11 protein-coding genes are annotated in these 14,683 nt (G+C 69.9%); 3 read left to right on the forward strand and 8 right to left on the reverse strand.

Annotation, left to right across the window (positions count from 1 at the left end; all coding sequences use genetic code 11):
• Window positions 1–49: 49 nt before the first annotated feature.
• Together ML01_RS08910 and ML01_RS08915 are read right to left on the reverse strand one after the other, a co-directional pair.
• Window positions 50–880: an ABC transporter ATP-binding protein gene (locus tag ML01_RS08910; protein WP_082674088.1), complete on the reverse strand. Its 831-nt coding sequence runs from the start codon at window positions 878–880 to the stop codon at window positions 50–52.
• On the reverse strand, window positions 877–2,022 hold the full coding sequence (locus ML01_RS08915; RefSeq protein WP_058555055.1) for an ABC transporter permease: 1,146 nt from the start codon (window positions 2,020–2,022) through the stop codon (window positions 877–879). The genes ML01_RS08910 and ML01_RS08915 overlap by 4 nt, the downstream gene beginning before the upstream one ends.
• Window positions 2,023–2,872: 850 nt before the next feature.
• Between ML01_RS08915 and ML01_RS08920 the strand changes: the two genes are divergently transcribed.
• Window positions 2,873–3,103, forward strand: a complete 231-nt coding sequence (locus ML01_RS08920) for a DUF1902 domain-containing protein (RefSeq protein WP_058555056.1) — start codon at window positions 2,873–2,875, stop codon at window positions 3,101–3,103.
• 1,753 nt (window positions 3,104–4,856) lie between these two features.
• Here ML01_RS08920 and ML01_RS08925 read toward each other — a convergent pair.
• The 6 genes from ML01_RS08925 to blaOXA all read right to left on the reverse strand — a co-directional run bounded on the left by ML01_RS08925 (window position 4,857) and on the right by blaOXA (window position 10,259).
• A complete protein-coding gene (locus tag ML01_RS08925; RefSeq protein WP_058555057.1) occupies window positions 4,857–5,225 on the reverse strand; it encodes a hypothetical protein in 369 nt (122 codons plus the stop codon).
• Window positions 5,222–6,166 carry an alpha/beta fold hydrolase gene (locus ML01_RS08930; protein ID WP_058555058.1) on the reverse strand — a complete coding sequence of 315 codons (945 nt, stop codon included), beginning with the start codon at window positions 6,164–6,166 and terminating at the stop codon, window positions 5,222–5,224. Before ML01_RS08930 ends, ML01_RS08925 begins: the two co-directional genes overlap by 4 nt.
• Window positions 6,167–6,264: 98 nt before the next feature.
• Window positions 6,265–7,230, reverse strand: coding sequence for a transcriptional activator NhaR (nhaR, locus tag ML01_RS08935; protein WP_082674090.1), 966 nt, complete (start codon window positions 7,228–7,230; stop codon window positions 6,265–6,267).
• Between the two features lie 240 nt (window positions 7,231–7,470).
• Window positions 7,471–8,184: a phosphoribosylglycinamide formyltransferase gene (purN, locus tag ML01_RS08940; RefSeq protein WP_058555060.1), complete on the reverse strand. Its 714-nt coding sequence runs from the start codon at window positions 8,182–8,184 to the stop codon at window positions 7,471–7,473.
• Complete coding sequence (gene purM / locus ML01_RS08945) at window positions 8,181–9,236, reverse strand: phosphoribosylformylglycinamidine cyclo-ligase (protein ID WP_058555061.1); 1,056 nt, start codon at window positions 9,234–9,236, stop codon at window positions 8,181–8,183. The genes purN and purM overlap by 4 nt, the downstream gene beginning before the upstream one ends.
• Before the next feature lie 225 nt (window positions 9,237–9,461).
• Window positions 9,462–10,259 (reverse strand): class D beta-lactamase, encoded by a 798-nt coding sequence (gene blaOXA / locus ML01_RS08950; RefSeq protein ID WP_058555062.1) that lies wholly within the window; start codon window positions 10,257–10,259, stop codon window positions 9,462–9,464.
• Between the two features lie 90 nt (window positions 10,260–10,349).
• On the opposite strand from blaOXA, the gene ML01_RS08955 reads away from it, so the two are divergent.
• Window positions 10,350–10,607, forward strand: coding sequence for a hypothetical protein (locus tag ML01_RS08955; RefSeq protein WP_058555063.1), 258 nt, complete (start codon window positions 10,350–10,352; stop codon window positions 10,605–10,607).
• A gap of 21 nt (window positions 10,608–10,628) precedes the next feature.
• Complete coding sequence (gene purL / locus ML01_RS08960; RefSeq protein WP_058555064.1) at window positions 10,629–14,561, forward strand: phosphoribosylformylglycinamidine synthase; 3,933 nt, start codon at window positions 10,629–10,631, stop codon at window positions 14,559–14,561.
• Window positions 14,562–14,683 lie beyond the last annotated feature (122 nt).

The raw sequence follows: 14,683 nt of genomic DNA on the forward strand, positions 1-14,683 counted from the left end.
GCCTGTCTCCTCGGCCCGGGCGCCCGAGCGTCGCTGCGCGCCGTGGCGTTCATCCGCGGTCCATGAGCCCGGGCTCGCGGTTCAGGAAGGCGCGCACCCGCGCAATCGGGCTGTGGTCTCGGAGCTCGCGCGGGTTGCCGGTGGCGAGCATGGTTTTGCTGTCGGCGTCCAAGAACACCGCGTCGTCGGCGATGGTGAAGATGCTGTCGAGCTCGTGGGTGATGACGACCATGCTGGTGCCGAGGCTGTCGCGCAGCTCCAGGATCAGCTCGTCCAGGCGGCGCGCGGAGAGCGGGTCGAGCCCGGCGGAGGGCTCGTCGAAGTAGAGCGTGTCCGGGTCCAGCGCCATGGCGCGCGCGACGCCGACGCGCTTGCGCATGCCGCCGCTGATCTCGGCCGGATAGTAATCACCGTAGCCCGCGAGCCCCACCAGCGCCAGCTTGTAGTCGGCGATGGCGCGGATCTGCGCCGGCGCCAGACTGGTGTACTGCTCCAGCGGCAGGCAGATGTTCTCCTCCAGGGTCATGCTGCTCCACAGCGCGCCGCCCTGGTACATGACGCCGTTGCGGCGCATGACAGCGCTACGGGCGTCCGGCGGCAGCTCCCACAGGCTCTCCTCGCCGATCAGCACGCGCCCGCTGCGCGGCGGCAGTAGCCCCGTCAGGCAGCGCATGACGGTGCTCTTGCCGCAGCCGCTGCCGCCCATGATCACGAAGACATCGCCGCGGCGGATGTCGAAGGTTAGGTCCTGCTGCACCAGCGTGTCGCCGTAGCCGAGGGCGATGCCCTGGAGCCGGACGTGCGGCTCGCCGCGCGGAACGCTCCGGGCGAGGTCGGCCGGCGCCGGGGCGGCCTGGTCCGGTTGGTCGGCGCTGCTCATGACAGGCCGATCGCGTCGAAGATGATGGTGAGCACCGCGGCGGCGATGACAATGAAGACGATGGCGGTCACCACCGCGGAGGTGGTCGCGTCGCCGACGGCCGCGGCGCTGCGCCCGCACTGCATGCCGCGCAGGCAGCCGGAGGCCGCGACGATGGCGCCGTAGACCGTCGCGGCGATGAGCCCCTGGATGATGTGGTTCCAGCCGATGGCCTGCTGTGTCTGCGTGAGATAAGCAGACAGCGTGATGCCGCCGACGACGGTGCCGACGAAGGCGCCGCCGAGGATGCCGAGTAGGTCGGCGTAGATCGCGAGCAGCGGCGTCATCGCGATCAACGCCAGCATGCGCGGCAGCACCAGGAACTCCATCGGCGAGATGCCGAGCGTGCGCAGCGCGTCGATCTCTTCATTCACCTGCATGCTGCCGATGCGCGCTGCAAAGGCCGCGCCGGTGCGCCCGGCCAGCACGATGGCCGTGATCAGCGCGCCCATCTGGATCACCGTGGCGAGCCCGACCAGGTCCGCGACGTAGATCTGCGCACCGAACTCGGCGAGCTGCTGATCGCCGATGTAGCCGAGGATCACGCCCACGAGAAAGCTCACCAAGCCGACGATGGGCAGCGCATCCGCGCCCGCCTCCTGCACGATCACCCAGAGGTCCGACTGGCGGAACCGGGCGCGGCCGTGCAGGAAGCGCTTGAACGCGATGACGCCTTCGCCGAAGAACTCCATGATCTCGCCGGTGGACTGGACCAGGTCCATGGTGTCGCTGCCGAGCCGCGCGAGGAACGACGGCGAGGCGTCCATCTTGTGCGCGCCGGTGCCCGTCTGCGGCACGGTGCGGGCCATGGTCAGGAGCTTGGTGAGCCCCTGCGGCAGGCCGGATGCATCGCACTGGAGGTTGCGCTCGCGGCACACCTGCTCCAGCCCGGCGATGTAGGTGACGAGCCCCGTGTCCCAATCATCGAGCGCCGAGCCGTCGAAGGCGAGCCGGTCGATGTCCGGCGCCTCGTCGATAAGCCGGCGGGCGGCGTCGAGCCGCGGCAGCCGCTCCGTGAGCCGCCAGGTGCCCGCGAAGGCCAGCGTCGCCTGCCCCGCGCGGGTGCGCAGGTCGAGGGTCGGCGGCACGGTGGGCTGGGTCATGGGGTCGGTCGCTGGGCCGTGGCGGCGGGCGGCGGCCGGGTCGCGGTCGGCGGCCCTGCCGAGCGCGGCGTTCGGAACTGGGCCGATTGCCGCGCGGGCTCGCCAGTATAGGCCGAAGCGTGTCTGCGCCGGCACCCGCGCCGGTCAATCCCGGCAGGGCCCGATGCGGGCGGTTCCTGCGGGGGAGAGCGTCAGCAGCAGCTCGTCATAGAGGCGGCTCGGACAGGGCGCGTCGCCGCAGTTGCAACCGCCCACGGTTTCCTTGATTGCATGCGAGCAAAAGACAACTCCCGACCCCGTTGCTGCGCAAACCCCGTTACCCTGAGCCTGGATCGGCCGCTTCGTCCAGCAGTGGAGGTTCAGGCACATCGTGGGATCACCGGGCCGCGGGCTCGAACGACGCATCATCCGGGGCGCGACGGAGCGCCGCCGTACCCGGCGCGGAGTTCCGTTTCGACATGGCGCATCGCGCCTGACGCCCCCAAGCGCCTGTCATCGACAGGGACGAGGAAGCTCGGCAACCGCCAGCGCGCCGGCCCAGCCTGAGCTGCGGTGTCCGTGACGGCGCCCGCCGGGATCAGACACGAGCCCCGGCCCGCGCCGCCCCCGCGACCGCGATACCCTGGTCGCGCCGCGCAAGGCAAGGTTGGTCTAACATGGCCGCATGGGTGCGCGCTGCGTGCCGCAAGTCAAAGGTTCGAGAATCACCTGAATACAGTAGAGCGCATAAGCGAATCGCATCCGCCGGCGCTCGCAGTGGTGTCTGCGGTACGCTGATCCACCCTGCGTCAGCCATGTGTCGGATGGTCTCGAATCCTCCGTTGAGCGCAATGCGCAAGACGCAAGTTTGATGAACCACGAGATCGAGATCCGGTGGGACGACGAGGCCAAGGTGTGGTTCGTGGCGGACAGCACCGTGCCGGGCTTGGTCGGGGAGGCCCCCTCGATGGACGCCATGCTGTCCCTGCTGAAACGGCGCGTGCCTGAGATGCTGTCGGAGAACGGATGTCCAATCAGTGACGACATCCCACTGCGGCTGTTGACCAACACGAGCCTCGGTCAGATGCGTGCCGTCGGCTGAATGGGTGCCAACTTCAATCCGGAGCTGGTACGCAAGCTCAGGGCAGCGGGGTGCCGCTTCGTGCGCCAGGGCGGCCTTGATCATCACTCCGACCAGCGCGCGGGGGCTGCTACGGAGCGCGGCGGCTGTAGGGCCGAGGGCCGAGGATGGCTCCCTCGGCCCTTCCCCCAGGAGTGGTCGTACACTTGACTCATCTGCAAACTCTCAAACTGAGGTATGCCCGACAAGCGGGCTCGATAGCGCGCCGGCGCCGACTGGGAGCGCCGGCTTTCAGCCGGCTTCGCGTGCCGGGGGCTCGATGCCCCCGGCGCGCGATCTGCGGCGCGGGAGCCGGGCGGTTGCCCATGCCGCGCGGCCGGGCGGACGAGCGCGCATGTGCTCTCTGATCGGCCAGGACGCCGCCGACGCGGCATTGAGCCGCGCCGGCGGCGAGCCGGCTGGAAAGCCGGCGATCCCAGCGCAGTAGTGTCCGCTGTGCGAACCGCTTGCGTGCGGCAGGCGATGTGGCCGGCACGATGATCGAGGCCCGCCCGCGTCAGCGGCGGCACCGTAGCGGGCGATCGGGCCGAGTCGTTTGTTGGACAAGTTTTGGTTAAATCGGATAGACTCCGGTCCGCGCGAAGTCTAGCAATTCTGGAATGCAAAGGTCGTATCGCCTGATTTTTCCGTTCAACACTTCAAAGAGGGCTACTGCTTGAATGCTCTCGCCCTTCCCTTGGGCCATGAAGACGCAATCTCTGCCAGAAAATCCAGAGCGAGTGTTTCCGAGTTCTGCGTATACCTTGCTTCCAGATCTCTTCACTGTTTGCATTTTTTCGGTTAAATAATCCGCGATCGCATTCTTGCTTGTCAGTTCATCGAACACCCATTGCGATGCGTAATGCGCATCTTCGTCAAGCAGTTGAAGAAACTCGCTTGCGTTTAATCTGTTCCACGCTTTCGCAAAAGCGATCGCCGCATCCTTCTCTGTTAAATCTATCGTTTCAGCCCCTCTTCGTCCAAGTTAAGCGCCGCCCGCGCCTTGGAGCAGCCCGAGCGATAGCGAAGGCTGCTCCAAGGCGTCGGGCTTGCGCGCTAGTTGGGCCACTTCATCAGTCTTGACTCGCAAGGACAAGTCCGGGGAACAAAAAATGGGGCTACCGAAAACGTACACGCAAGAAACGTGGTCTGTCCCCTATTTCCCCTGTCCCCTATTTCCCCCAAGAAACGTGGTCTGTCCCCTATTTCCCCTCTATTTCCCCTCTCCCAAGAAACGTGGTCTGTCCCCTATTTCCAGAAACGTGGTCTGTCCCCTATTTCCCCTGTCCCCTATTTCCCCTCTGTTAAATCCATCGTTTCAGCCCCTCTTCGTCCAAGTTAAGCGCCGCCCGCGCCTTGGAGCAGCCCGAGCGATAGCGAAGGCTGCTCCAAGGCGTCGGGCTTGCGCGCTAGTTGGGCCACTTCATCAGTCTTGACTCGCAAGGACAAGTCCGGGGAACAAAAAATGGGGCTACCGAAAACGTACACGTAAGAAACGTGGTCTGTCCCCTATTTCCCTTCTATTTCCCTTTTCCCTTGTCCCCTATTTCCCTGTTTCCTCTTGTCCCCTATTTCCTCTATTTCCTGTCGTCCCCTATTTCCTGTCGGCGACATCAAGTGGCGTCGGATGCAGCCGCAATCCGCGCTCACACCTCAAACCCGCGCACCTGCTCGTCGCTCGGCGCGTCGAGCAGCGCGGCCAGGCGCTCGCCGGCACCTGCGCCGGTCAATCTGATCAATCCTGGCCAGGCCCGATCTTGGCGCGGCCGTCAGGCGCAAGCGTCAGCAACAACTCGCAATAGAGGCGGCTCGTGTAGGGCGCATCGCCGCAGCTGCAACCGCCGACGCTTTCCTCGCAGCAGACGCCGATGCGGAGCTCCGTATTGCCATCGCCCGCCGCGCGCTGCCCGAGCAGGCTGATGCCGATGCTTCCCGGGTCGATGCGCCCACCCTGCTCGGTCGCCGCGACGAGCGCGGGGTGTGTCGCGAGCAGCGGCGGCAGCTCCCGGGCCAGCGTTGCGGCCAGCGCGTCCGTGCCGAGCGCCGCCGCCGTTGCGGGCAGCGACAGCGGCGACTCGGGACGGGCGGGCGCGGACGGGCTCATGGCCCGGCGCGGCGGGCGAAGTCGCGGATCAACGCGGCGATGTCGTCGGTGGCCACATGATGCAGCCCGTGGCCGATGCCGGGCAGGCGCACCAGCTCGGCGAACGGCGCCTGGTGGATCAGCCGCTCGGCATGGTTCCAGGCCGGTACCACGCCGTCTGCGTCGCCGGTGATCAGGAGCAGCGGCCGGCGGATGTACGCGTAGTGCGCGCTCTGGCGCTCCAAAAAGGGGCTTAGGCGCCGGATGTCCTCGGCGTTGGCGAGGAAGGTGCGCGGGCGCAGCGCCAGCTCGACGCCGGTGCGGCGCAGGTAATCAGGCGGCGGCGGGTTCGGCGCGAAGGCGGAGCGCAGGCCATCGGCCAGCGCGAGCCGGCCCAGTGTCAACGGCAGCGTGTGGGCGAAGAGCTGGCCGAGCAGCGGCACGCCGGCGACATCGTTGTACCAGGCGACACCCCCTTGCCAGGGATGGCTGCCGCCTGCGAGCAGCACGCCGCCGGCGGCCTCGTCCGGGTAGGCGAGCAGATAGGCGAGCACCACGGCGCCGGCGAGCGAGTGTCCCACCAGCACCGGGCGCTCCAGGCCCAGCTCAAGCAACAGCTCGTGCAGCAGCCGTGCTTGCTCCGCCGGGTCCGGCCAGCGCCCGGCGGGGCGCTCGCTGTAGCCGTGGCCGGGCCGGTCCACGGCGACGACGCGATGGGTCTCGGCCAGCGGCGGCAGCAGGCTCGCGTGAAAGTCGAGCAGGCTGGTGCTCGCGCCGTGCAGCAGCACGATGGGGGGCGCTGGCGCGTCCGCGGGGCCGGCGATGCTGTAGTGCAGGCGCACGCCGTCAAGCTCGGCGAGCTCGCCGACGGGCGGGTGGCGCGCCTCCAGGCGGCGCGCCTCCAGTTGCGTGACGCCGGCGAGCACGGCCAAGGTGAGGGCGATCAGCGCGAGCCAGGGCATGGGGTGGGGTGGCGGGCTCGGTCTGGTGGGCGAAGGGCCAATGCGGGCGGGTTGGCGACGTCGGAGCATCCGCCGGAACGCGCCTGAAAAGACGTCTTTCAGCCGGCCGACTGGAGCGGTTGCACGGAGCGCGGGTGCGTCGGCACGGCCTTCAGCGGCCGTTCGGGTGAGAACAGCCCGTTGCGTGCCCGCTCCGTGATCACGGACACCGCCGGGTGCTTGATGCGCCGCTCTGCGGAGATGGCGTAGAAGCGCTCGAGGATCTCGTCGCTGCGACCGATGATCTCGACGTCGTACTTTCGCAGCACATCGTCGGCGACCGCCTCCGGTGCCGTGAACACGCCGGCGCCGGCCTCGCCGAAGGTCTTGATCAGCGCCCGGTCCTCGATCTCGGCGACGATCCGCGGCTTGATGCCCTGGCGTTCCAGCCAATGCTCCAGCGAGCGCCGCAGGGCGCTGTGCGCGCTCGGCATCAGCATCGGCGCACCGTCCAGCGACTGCGGAAAGCCGGCGCGGTAGCGCGCCGCCTCGGCGCGGGCGGCGCAGAACACGCTGGCCGTTTCGCCGAGCGGATGGTTGTAGGCACGGATGTTGAGCGCCGGGTTCAGCGGGCTGTCGGTGAGCACCAGGTCCAGCTTGTGCACCGACAGGTCCGCGAGCAGGTCCACGAGTGGGCGCTCGATGCACAGGAGCCGCACCGGCTCGTCCATCGTGAGCGCGGGGGCGAGCACCCGGTGGGTCAGCAGCTTCGGCACCACCATGGCCACGCCGACGTTGAGCGTGACGCCGCCGCCCGGCGTGCGCCCGGCCAGCACGTCCTGGAGCTCGTCGCCGATGCGGAACATCTCGTCCGCGTAGGAGAACACCAGCCGCCCGGTATCCGTCAGCGTCAGCGAGCGGCCGGACTTGGCGAACAGCTTGCCGCCGACTTGGTCTTCCAGCTCGCGCAACTGGCCGCTGATGGTCTGCGGCGTCAGGTGCAGGGCGTCCGCCGCCCGGGCGATGGAGCCGTGGCTGGCGACGGCCCAAAAATAGCGCAGGTGCTTGAGATTCAGGTGGGCCACTGGTTGTCCGGGGGGCGCCATCGGGGCGCCGTTGCAACGGAAATCTCGGAACGGACGGGAAGCATCTAAAGAAAAAACCGATGGGTCAAGCTTTCTCTGATCCTAGATTGCTTGCCGGCGCCAAATGTTTGCCCCTCCTCGGCCCTCGGCCCTCGGCCCTTGTTTCACGCGCCAACGAGCGGGCTCCGCAAGACGGCGCTCCTTGCCGGTCTGAGGCTTGGCCTCGCGCCGTGCCGCTGCCTATCCGGCTCGATCGGCCGGCGTCGGGGCGACGGCATCGATCTGCACCGGCGCCGTCAGCGGCGCGCCGTCGAGCATGGCCTGGCCGTCGGCGCCGAGGCAGAGCCGCCCGGTCGCGAACCAATGCACCGCCAGCGGATAGATCCTGTGCTCCTGCGCCAGCACCCGGGCGGCGAGGCGCTCGGCGTCGTCCCCCGGCAGCACCGGCACCCGCGCCTGGAGCAGGCCCGGGCCGCCGTCCAGCTCGTCGGTGACGAAATGCACGGTGGCGCCGTGCTCCGTGTCGCCGGCGTCCAGCGCGCGCTGGTGCGTGTGCAGCCCCGGATACCTCGGCAGCAGCGACGGATGGATGTTGAGCATGCGCCCGTGGAAGCTCGCGACCAGCTCCGGCGTCAGGATGCGCATGAAGCCGGCGAGCACCACGAGCCCCGGCTCGAAGCCGCCGAGCAACAGGGCCAGCGCCGCGTCGTAGGCGCTGCGGGTGGGGAACTCCCGATGGCTCAGCACGCGGGTCTGGATGCCGGCGCGCTCGGCGCGGGTCAGCCCAAAGGCGTCGCCGCGGTTGCTGACCACCACGCGGATGTCGATGGGAAGCTCGCCCGCCTGTTGCGCGTCGATGAGGGCCTGCAGGTTGCTGCCGTCGCCGGAGATGAGCACGGCGACGGGCAGCGGGGCGGCGCCGTCGCGCCCGGCGACATCACCCGGCCGCGTCATTTGCCACCCGCGTACTCCACGCGCGGCTCGCCGTGGTGCGGCTCGACGCGGCCGATGATCCAGGCCTGCTCGCCCGCGGTGCGCAGCAGGCCGCAGGCGCCGGCGGCGCGCTCGGAGGCGACGCAGGCGATCATGCCGACGCCGCAGTTGAAGGTGCGCAGCATCTCGGCGTCCGTGATGTTGCCGGTGTCCCGCAGCCAGCGGAACACCGGCGGCGGCGCCCAACTGCGCAGGTCCACCACCGCCTTGGTGCCGGCGGGCAGCACCCGCGGCAGGTTCTCCGTGATGCCGCCGCCGGTGATGTGCGCCAGCGCGTGCACGCCGCCGTTGCGCGTGAGCGCCAGCACCGGGCGGGCGTAGATGCGGGTCGGCTCCAGCAGCGCCTCACCAAGCGTGACGGGGTGCTCGGCGCCGGGCTCCAGCGGGTCGTCCAGGGACGCGCCGCTCACCTCCAGCACGCGGCGGATCAGCGAGAAGCCGTTGGCGTGCGGGCCGCTCGCCGCGAGCCCGATCAGCGCGTCGCCGGGCCGCACCCGGGCCGGGTCCAGGATCGCGTCCTTCTCGACGATGCCGACGCAGAAGCCCGCCAGGTCGTAGTCGCCGTCGCCGTACATGCCCGGCATCTCGGCCGTCTCGCCGCCGATGAGCGCGCAGCCGGCCTTGCGGCAGCCCTCGGCGATGCCCGTGACGACGCTGGCCGCGACGTCCACGTCCAGCTTGCCGGTGGCGTAGTAGTCGAGAAAAAACAATGGCTCGGCGCCGCAGACCACGACGTCGTTGGCGCACATGGCCACCAGATCGATGCCCACACCGCCGTGCCGCCCGGCGGCCACCGCGAGCTTGAGCTTGGTGCCGACGCCGTCGGTGCCGGACACCAGCACCGGCTGGCGATAGCCCGCGGGCAGCTCGAACAGCCCGCCGAAGCCGCCGAGCCCGGACAGCACGCCGGGCCGGTGCGTGGCGGCCACCGCGGGCTTGATGCGCCGGACGAGCTCCTCGCCGGCATCGATATCGACGCCCGCGGCGCGGTAGGTCATGGATTCGCTGGTCATCGCGGACGGCCTCGGCTGCGGCGATTCGGTGGGATGGGAGTCTGCCCGGCGGGAGCGCCGCCGCAGCGGCGTATTCTCGCACGCGAGCCCGCCGCGGCAACCGGTCGCGGGGAAGGGCCGAGGGCCGAGGGCAGAGGGCCAAAGAACCCTGCGCGGCCGTCGGCCCTCCGCGACTGGCTCACCTGCGACAGGAGCGGGCTGTGCAGGCCGCTCTGCCGGCCCCTATCAGTCCGAGGCGCTGCCTGGCCGCTCGATGATGCCCTTCGCTTGCAGCGCGGCGCGCGTCAGTTGCCGGCGCAGCGGCAAGTCCTGCTCGTTTCGCACGTCCATGTTCATCGCGAAGAACCAGACTTCCGCGGGTGTCTCGACATAGCCCACATACCAGCCCACCTGTGGCTTCACGCGCGCCGCCCAGCCCGTCTTGGCCCACAGTGCATGGTCCGGGGTCTGCTCCGCCAGCATGATCTCGCGCAGCGTCGCGTACGCATCTGCGCTGAACGGCAGCTCTCGCTGGTGGAGCTTGTTCAGAAACTCCACTTGCTCGACGGCGCTGATGCGCAGGGCGCCGTCGAGCCAGAAGGTCGTCCCGTCGAAGGGCTCGGTCAGCTCCCCGAAGGCCAGATCGCGCAAATAAGCCCGATAGGTGTCAGCGCCAACCCGCCGCGCCAGCGCCTGATAGCACCAGACACAGGAGACCTTGAACGCACTCTCCAGGGTCTGATCGCGATTCCAATCCGGGAAGTCGTGAACCTGCCCGTCCCACGTCAGCACGGCGTCCTTGCCGGCGATTGCCCCTTCTTGCACCGCGATCAGCGTGTTCAGGATCTTGAACGTCGAGGCGATCGGAAACCGTGCGTTCGCGCGGGGGGCGTTGTGGATGAAGGTCTGCCCGCCGTTCAGGGCGGCAATGATCATGGTCCCTTCGACGCCCTGCTCCGCGAACAGCCGCGTGAGGTCTTGGTCCTCGGCGCATGCCGGAAGCCACCAGAGCAGGCATAGGATAGCGAACAGGATTCGGCGCATGGCTGGATTCCCCCGGGTAATGCGCGAGCGTCAAAGGGTTGCGTCGCGATCAGCGGCGGCCTCAACCGTCCGCTGCATCGCTTGGCTCGGATGGCCTTCCGCTGGTCAGCCCCGCGCACGCTCGCCGATAGCGGGCAGCAGCTCGGGCCAATCGTGCAGAGTAGCCGGATCGACGGCGGGCGCAAACTGCGCGGGCGGGTCGTGGCAGGACAGATGGCCGCTGACGCAGGTGGGACGGAGGACTCGGTCGATGCCCTGCTGGGCAAGGCAAGCGATGCCGACGTTCGTTGGCCGACCGACGTCGGCGTACCCGGACGGCTCACGTATCATGCCGGCATCGAAATCTAAAGTCCCCCGGAGATTGCCGAGATGCTCTGTCTGCGCGGCGCGCCCGCCCTGTCCGCCTTTCGCCTGGCCAAGCTGGAGCAGCGACTGCGCGCGGGCGGCCTGCCGGATGCGCGCCTGACGGCGGTGCTGATGCACTTTGCGGACCTCTCGCGCGACTTGGCCGCAGGCGAGCTGGCCGTGCTGGAGCGGCTGCTGCGCTACGGCCCGGCGGCCGGTGTCGACGCGGAGCCGGCGGGCCGGCTGCTGCTGGTGGTGCCGCGGCCCGGCACCATCTCGCCCTGGTCGTCGAAGGCGACGGACATCGCTCAGCATTGCGGGCTCGACGCGGTCCTGCGGCTGGAGCGCGGTGTCGCGTTCTACCTCGATGCGCCGGCGCTCGACGACGACGCCGTCGCAACCGCCGCCGCCCTGTTGCACGATCGCATGACCGAGGCGGTGCTGTTCGACGTCGCGCACGCGGAGCGCCTCTTCGCCCGGGCCGAGCCCAGAGCGCTGACGCGGGTGGACTTGCTCGCCGGCGGCCGGGATGCGCTGGCGGCGGCCAACGCCGCGCTCGGGCTCGCGCTGTCCGCCGACGAGATTGACTATCTGGTGGACAGCTTCGGCGCCCTCGGCCGCAACCCCACCGACGTCGAGCTGATGATGTTCGCGCAGGCCAACTCCGAGCACTGCCGGCACAAGATCTTCAACGCCGATTGGGTCATCGACGGCGAGCCGCGGCCGAGCTCGCTGTTCGGCATGATCCGCCACAGCACCGACGCTTCCCCCGCCGGCGTGCTGTCCGCCTACAAGGACAACGCCGCCGTCATCGAGGGCTCGCCGGGCCGGCGCTTTTTGCCCGAGCCCGGCACCGGCCTGTACCGCGCCAGCGGCGAGCCGGTGCACATCCTGATGAAGGTCGAAACGCACAACCACCCCACCGCCATTGCACCGGACCCGGGCGCCGCCACCGGCGCCGGCGGCGAGATCCGCGACGAGGGCGCCACCGGCCGCGGTGCCAAGCCGAAGGCGGGGTTGTGTGGCTTTTCGGTGTCGAACCTGCGCATCCCGGGCTGCGAGCAGCCCTGGGAGGCGGGGCAGGACTGGGGGCGGCCGGGGCGCATCGTCTCGGCGCTCGACATCATGCGCGACGGCCCCATCGGTGCCGCCGCCTTCAACAACGAGTTCGGCCGCCCGAACCTGGCCGGCTGGTTTCGCACCTACGAGCAGCGGGTGCCGACGGCCGCCGGCGGCACGGAGCTGCGCGGCTATCACAAGCCCATCATGCTCGCGGGCGGGCTCGGCAGTATCCGCGCCGAGCACGTCGAGAAGACCGCCTTCTCGGCCGGCACGGCGCTGGTGGTGCTGGGCGGGCCGGCGATGCTCATCGGCCTGGGCGGCGGGGCGGCGTCGAGCATGGCGAGCGGTGCGTCGGCGGAGGATCTGGACTTTGCCTCCGTGCAGCGCGCGAACCCCGAGATGCAGCGCCGCTGCCAGGAGGTCATCGACCGCTGCTGGGCACGCGGCGACGCCAACCCGATCCTGTTCATTCACGACGTCGGCGCCGGCGGACTCTCCAATGCGCTGCCGGAGCTGGTGCACGACGGCGCCGATGGCGGGTCGGGCGGCGCGAGCTTTGAGCTGCGCCGGGTGCCGAACGCCGACCCCGGCATGGCGCCGATGGAGATCTGGTGCAACGAGGCGCAGGAGCGCTATGTGCTGGCCGTGGACCGCGCGCAGCTCGGCGACTTTGCGGCCATCTGCGAGCGCGAGCGCTGCCCCTATGCGGTGGTCGGCGAGGCCGAGCAGGACGCCCGGCTCAAGCTGACGGATGCGCACTTCGGCGATGCGCCCATCGACATGCCGATGCAACTCCTGTTCGGCAAGCCGCCGAAGATGACCCGCGCCGTGGCGCGGCTGCCCGATCCTGCCGAGCCCTTCGACCCCGCCGGCATCGACCTCGGCGAGGCCGTGCGGCGCGTGCTCAGGCTGCCGGCCGTGGCGTGCAAGACCTTCCTCATCAGCATCGGGGATCGCACCGTCACCGGGCTCGTGGCGCGGGACCAGATGGTCGGCCCCTGGCAGGTGCCGGTGGCCGACTGCGCCGTGACACTGACCGACTACGACGGCCGCACCGGCGAGGCCATGGCCATCGGCGAGCGCACGCCGCTCGCGCTGCTCGACGCCCCGGCCGCCGGGCGCATGGCCGTGGCCGAGGCGGTGCTGAACATCGCCGCCGCGCCCATCGCGAAGCTCGGCGACATCAAGCTCTCCGCCAACTGGATGGCGGCGGCGGGGCATCCGGGCGAGGACGCGCGGCTCTACGACACCGTCCACGCCGTGGGCGAGGTGTTGTGCCCGGCGCTCGGCATCGCCATCCCCGTCGGCAAGGACTCCATGAGCATGAAGACGGTCTGGCAGGGGCAGGGCGGCGAGCGGCACGCGATGGCCGCGCCGCTGTCGCTCATCGTCTCGGCCTTCGCGCCGGTGACCGATGCATCACGGAGTCTGACCCCGCAGCTCCAGGCGTCGCCGAATGGCTCGTTGGAAGAGACGGCGCTGGCGCTGGTGGACTTAGGCTCCGGCCAAGACCGGCTCGGCGGCTCCTGCCTGGCGCAGGTGTTCGGTGTGCTCGGCAGCACGCCGCCGGATCTGGATGACGCCGAGCTGCTGCGCGGGTTGTTCAACGCGGTGCAGCAGCTCAATGCCGAGGGCAAGCTGCTCGCCTACCACGACCGCTCCGACGGCGGGCTCTTGGTGACGCTCGCGGAGATGGCCTTCGCCGGGCGCTGCGGCGTCGACGTGGACCTCGCGCTGTTGCCGCAGGGCGGGCGGGAGCCCGTCGCGGCGCTGTTCAGCGAGGAGCTCGGCGCCGTGCTCCAGGTGCGCGCCGCCGAGCGCGACGCGGTGCTGGCCTGCCTCGCCGAGCATGGCCTCGGCGAGTGCGCCGCCGTCATCGGCCGGCCGACCCGCGCGCAGCGCATCGTCGTGCGCAGCGCCGGCGACGTGCTCATCGACGCCACCCGCGCCGAGCTGCAACGGCTCTGGTCCGAAACGAGCTGGCAGATGCAGCGCCTGCGCGACAACCCGGACTGCGCCGATGAGGAGCATGCCCGCATCGATGCCGACGACGACCCCGGGCTGCATGCGGCGCTCGGCTTCGCGCCGGCCGACGACGTGGCGGCGCCGTACATCAAGACCGGCGTGCGCCCGCGGCTCGCGGTGCTGCGCGAGCAGGGCGTCAACGGCCAGGTGGAGATGGCCGCGGCCTTCCACCGCGCCGGCTTCGACTGCATCGACGTGCACATGTCCGACATCATCGCCGGGCGCGCGGACCTCGCCGGCTTCAAGGGGCTCGCGGCCTGCGGCGGCTTCAGCTACGGGGACGTGCTTGGCGCCGGCGCCGGCTGGGCCAAGACCATCCTGTTCAACCCGCGGGCGCGGGAGCAGTTCGAGGCCTTCTTCGACCGCGAAGAGACCTTTGCGCTCGGCGTCTGCAACGGCTGCCAGATGCTCGCGAACCTGCGCGAGCTGATCCCGGGCGCCGGCCACTGGCCGCAGTTCGTGCGCAACCGCTCGGAGCAGTTCGAGGCCAGGCTGGCGCTGGTGGAGGTGCTGGAGACGCCATCGGTGCTGCTCGCCGGCATGGCGGGCTCGCGCCTGCCCATCGCCGTCGCCCACGGCGAGGGCCGGGCGGAGTTCGCCGATGCCGGGCAGCTCGCCGCCGCCGCGCCCTATGTCGGCGTGCGCTATGTCGAGCACACCGGCGAGCCGGCCGAGCGCTACCCCGCCAACCCCAACGGCTCACCGGGCGGCATCACCGGGCTCACCACCACCGACGGGCGCGTCACCATCCTGATGCCGCACCCGGAGCGGGTGTTCCGCAGCGTTCAGCACAGTTGGCACCCGGACGGCTGGAGCGAGGACGCGCCCTGGCTGCGGCTGTTCCGCAATGCGCGGGTGTGGGTGGGGTGAGGGCGCTGCGGCAGCGTGCGTAGTCCGGCCCTCCGGGGCGGATCGAAATCGCTATCGAAATCGAAATCGAACCGAGTGGCGACCGATCCCGACCCACCTGGCCAGTCCGAACGCCGCCGCCT

The sequence above is a fragment of the Thiohalocapsa sp. ML1 genome (assembly GCF_001469165.1).
GTDB lineage: Bacteria > Pseudomonadota > Gammaproteobacteria > Chromatiales > Chromatiaceae > Thiohalocapsa.

What these genes read in the sequence shown, in the direction of transcription:
- ML01_RS08930 (WP_058555058.1), bottom strand. Translation starts at nt 6,166, where the DNA reads ATGCCCTGGCTCGCGCTGATCGCCCTCACCTTGGCCGTGCTCGCCGGC.
- purL (WP_058555064.1), top strand. Translation starts at nt 10,629, where the DNA reads ATGCTCTGTCTGCGCGGCGCGCCCGCCCTGTCCGCCTTTCGCCTGGCC.
- ML01_RS08915 (WP_058555055.1), bottom strand. Translation starts at nt 2,022, where the DNA reads ATGACCCAGCCCACCGTGCCGCCGACCCTCGACCTGCGCACCCGCGCG.
- purN (WP_058555060.1), bottom strand. Translation starts at nt 8,184, where the DNA reads ATGACGCGGCCGGGTGATGTCGCCGGGCGCGACGGCGCCGCCCCGCTG.
- ML01_RS08925 (WP_058555057.1), bottom strand. Translation starts at nt 5,225, where the DNA reads ATGAGCCCGTCCGCGCCCGCCCGTCCCGAGTCGCCGCTGTCGCTGCCC.
- blaOXA (WP_058555062.1), bottom strand. Translation starts at nt 10,259, where the DNA reads ATGCGCCGAATCCTGTTCGCTATCCTATGCCTGCTCTGGTGGCTTCCG.
- ML01_RS08910 (WP_082674088.1), bottom strand. Translation starts at nt 880, where the DNA reads ATGAGCAGCGCCGACCAACCGGACCAGGCCGCCCCGGCGCCGGCCGAC.
- ML01_RS08920 (WP_058555056.1), top strand. Translation starts at nt 2,873, where the DNA reads ATGAACCACGAGATCGAGATCCGGTGGGACGACGAGGCCAAGGTGTGG.
- purM (WP_058555061.1), bottom strand. Translation starts at nt 9,236, where the DNA reads ATGACCAGCGAATCCATGACCTACCGCGCCGCGGGCGTCGATATCGAT.
- ML01_RS08955 (WP_058555063.1), top strand. Translation starts at nt 10,350, where the DNA reads ATGGCCTTCCGCTGGTCAGCCCCGCGCACGCTCGCCGATAGCGGGCAG.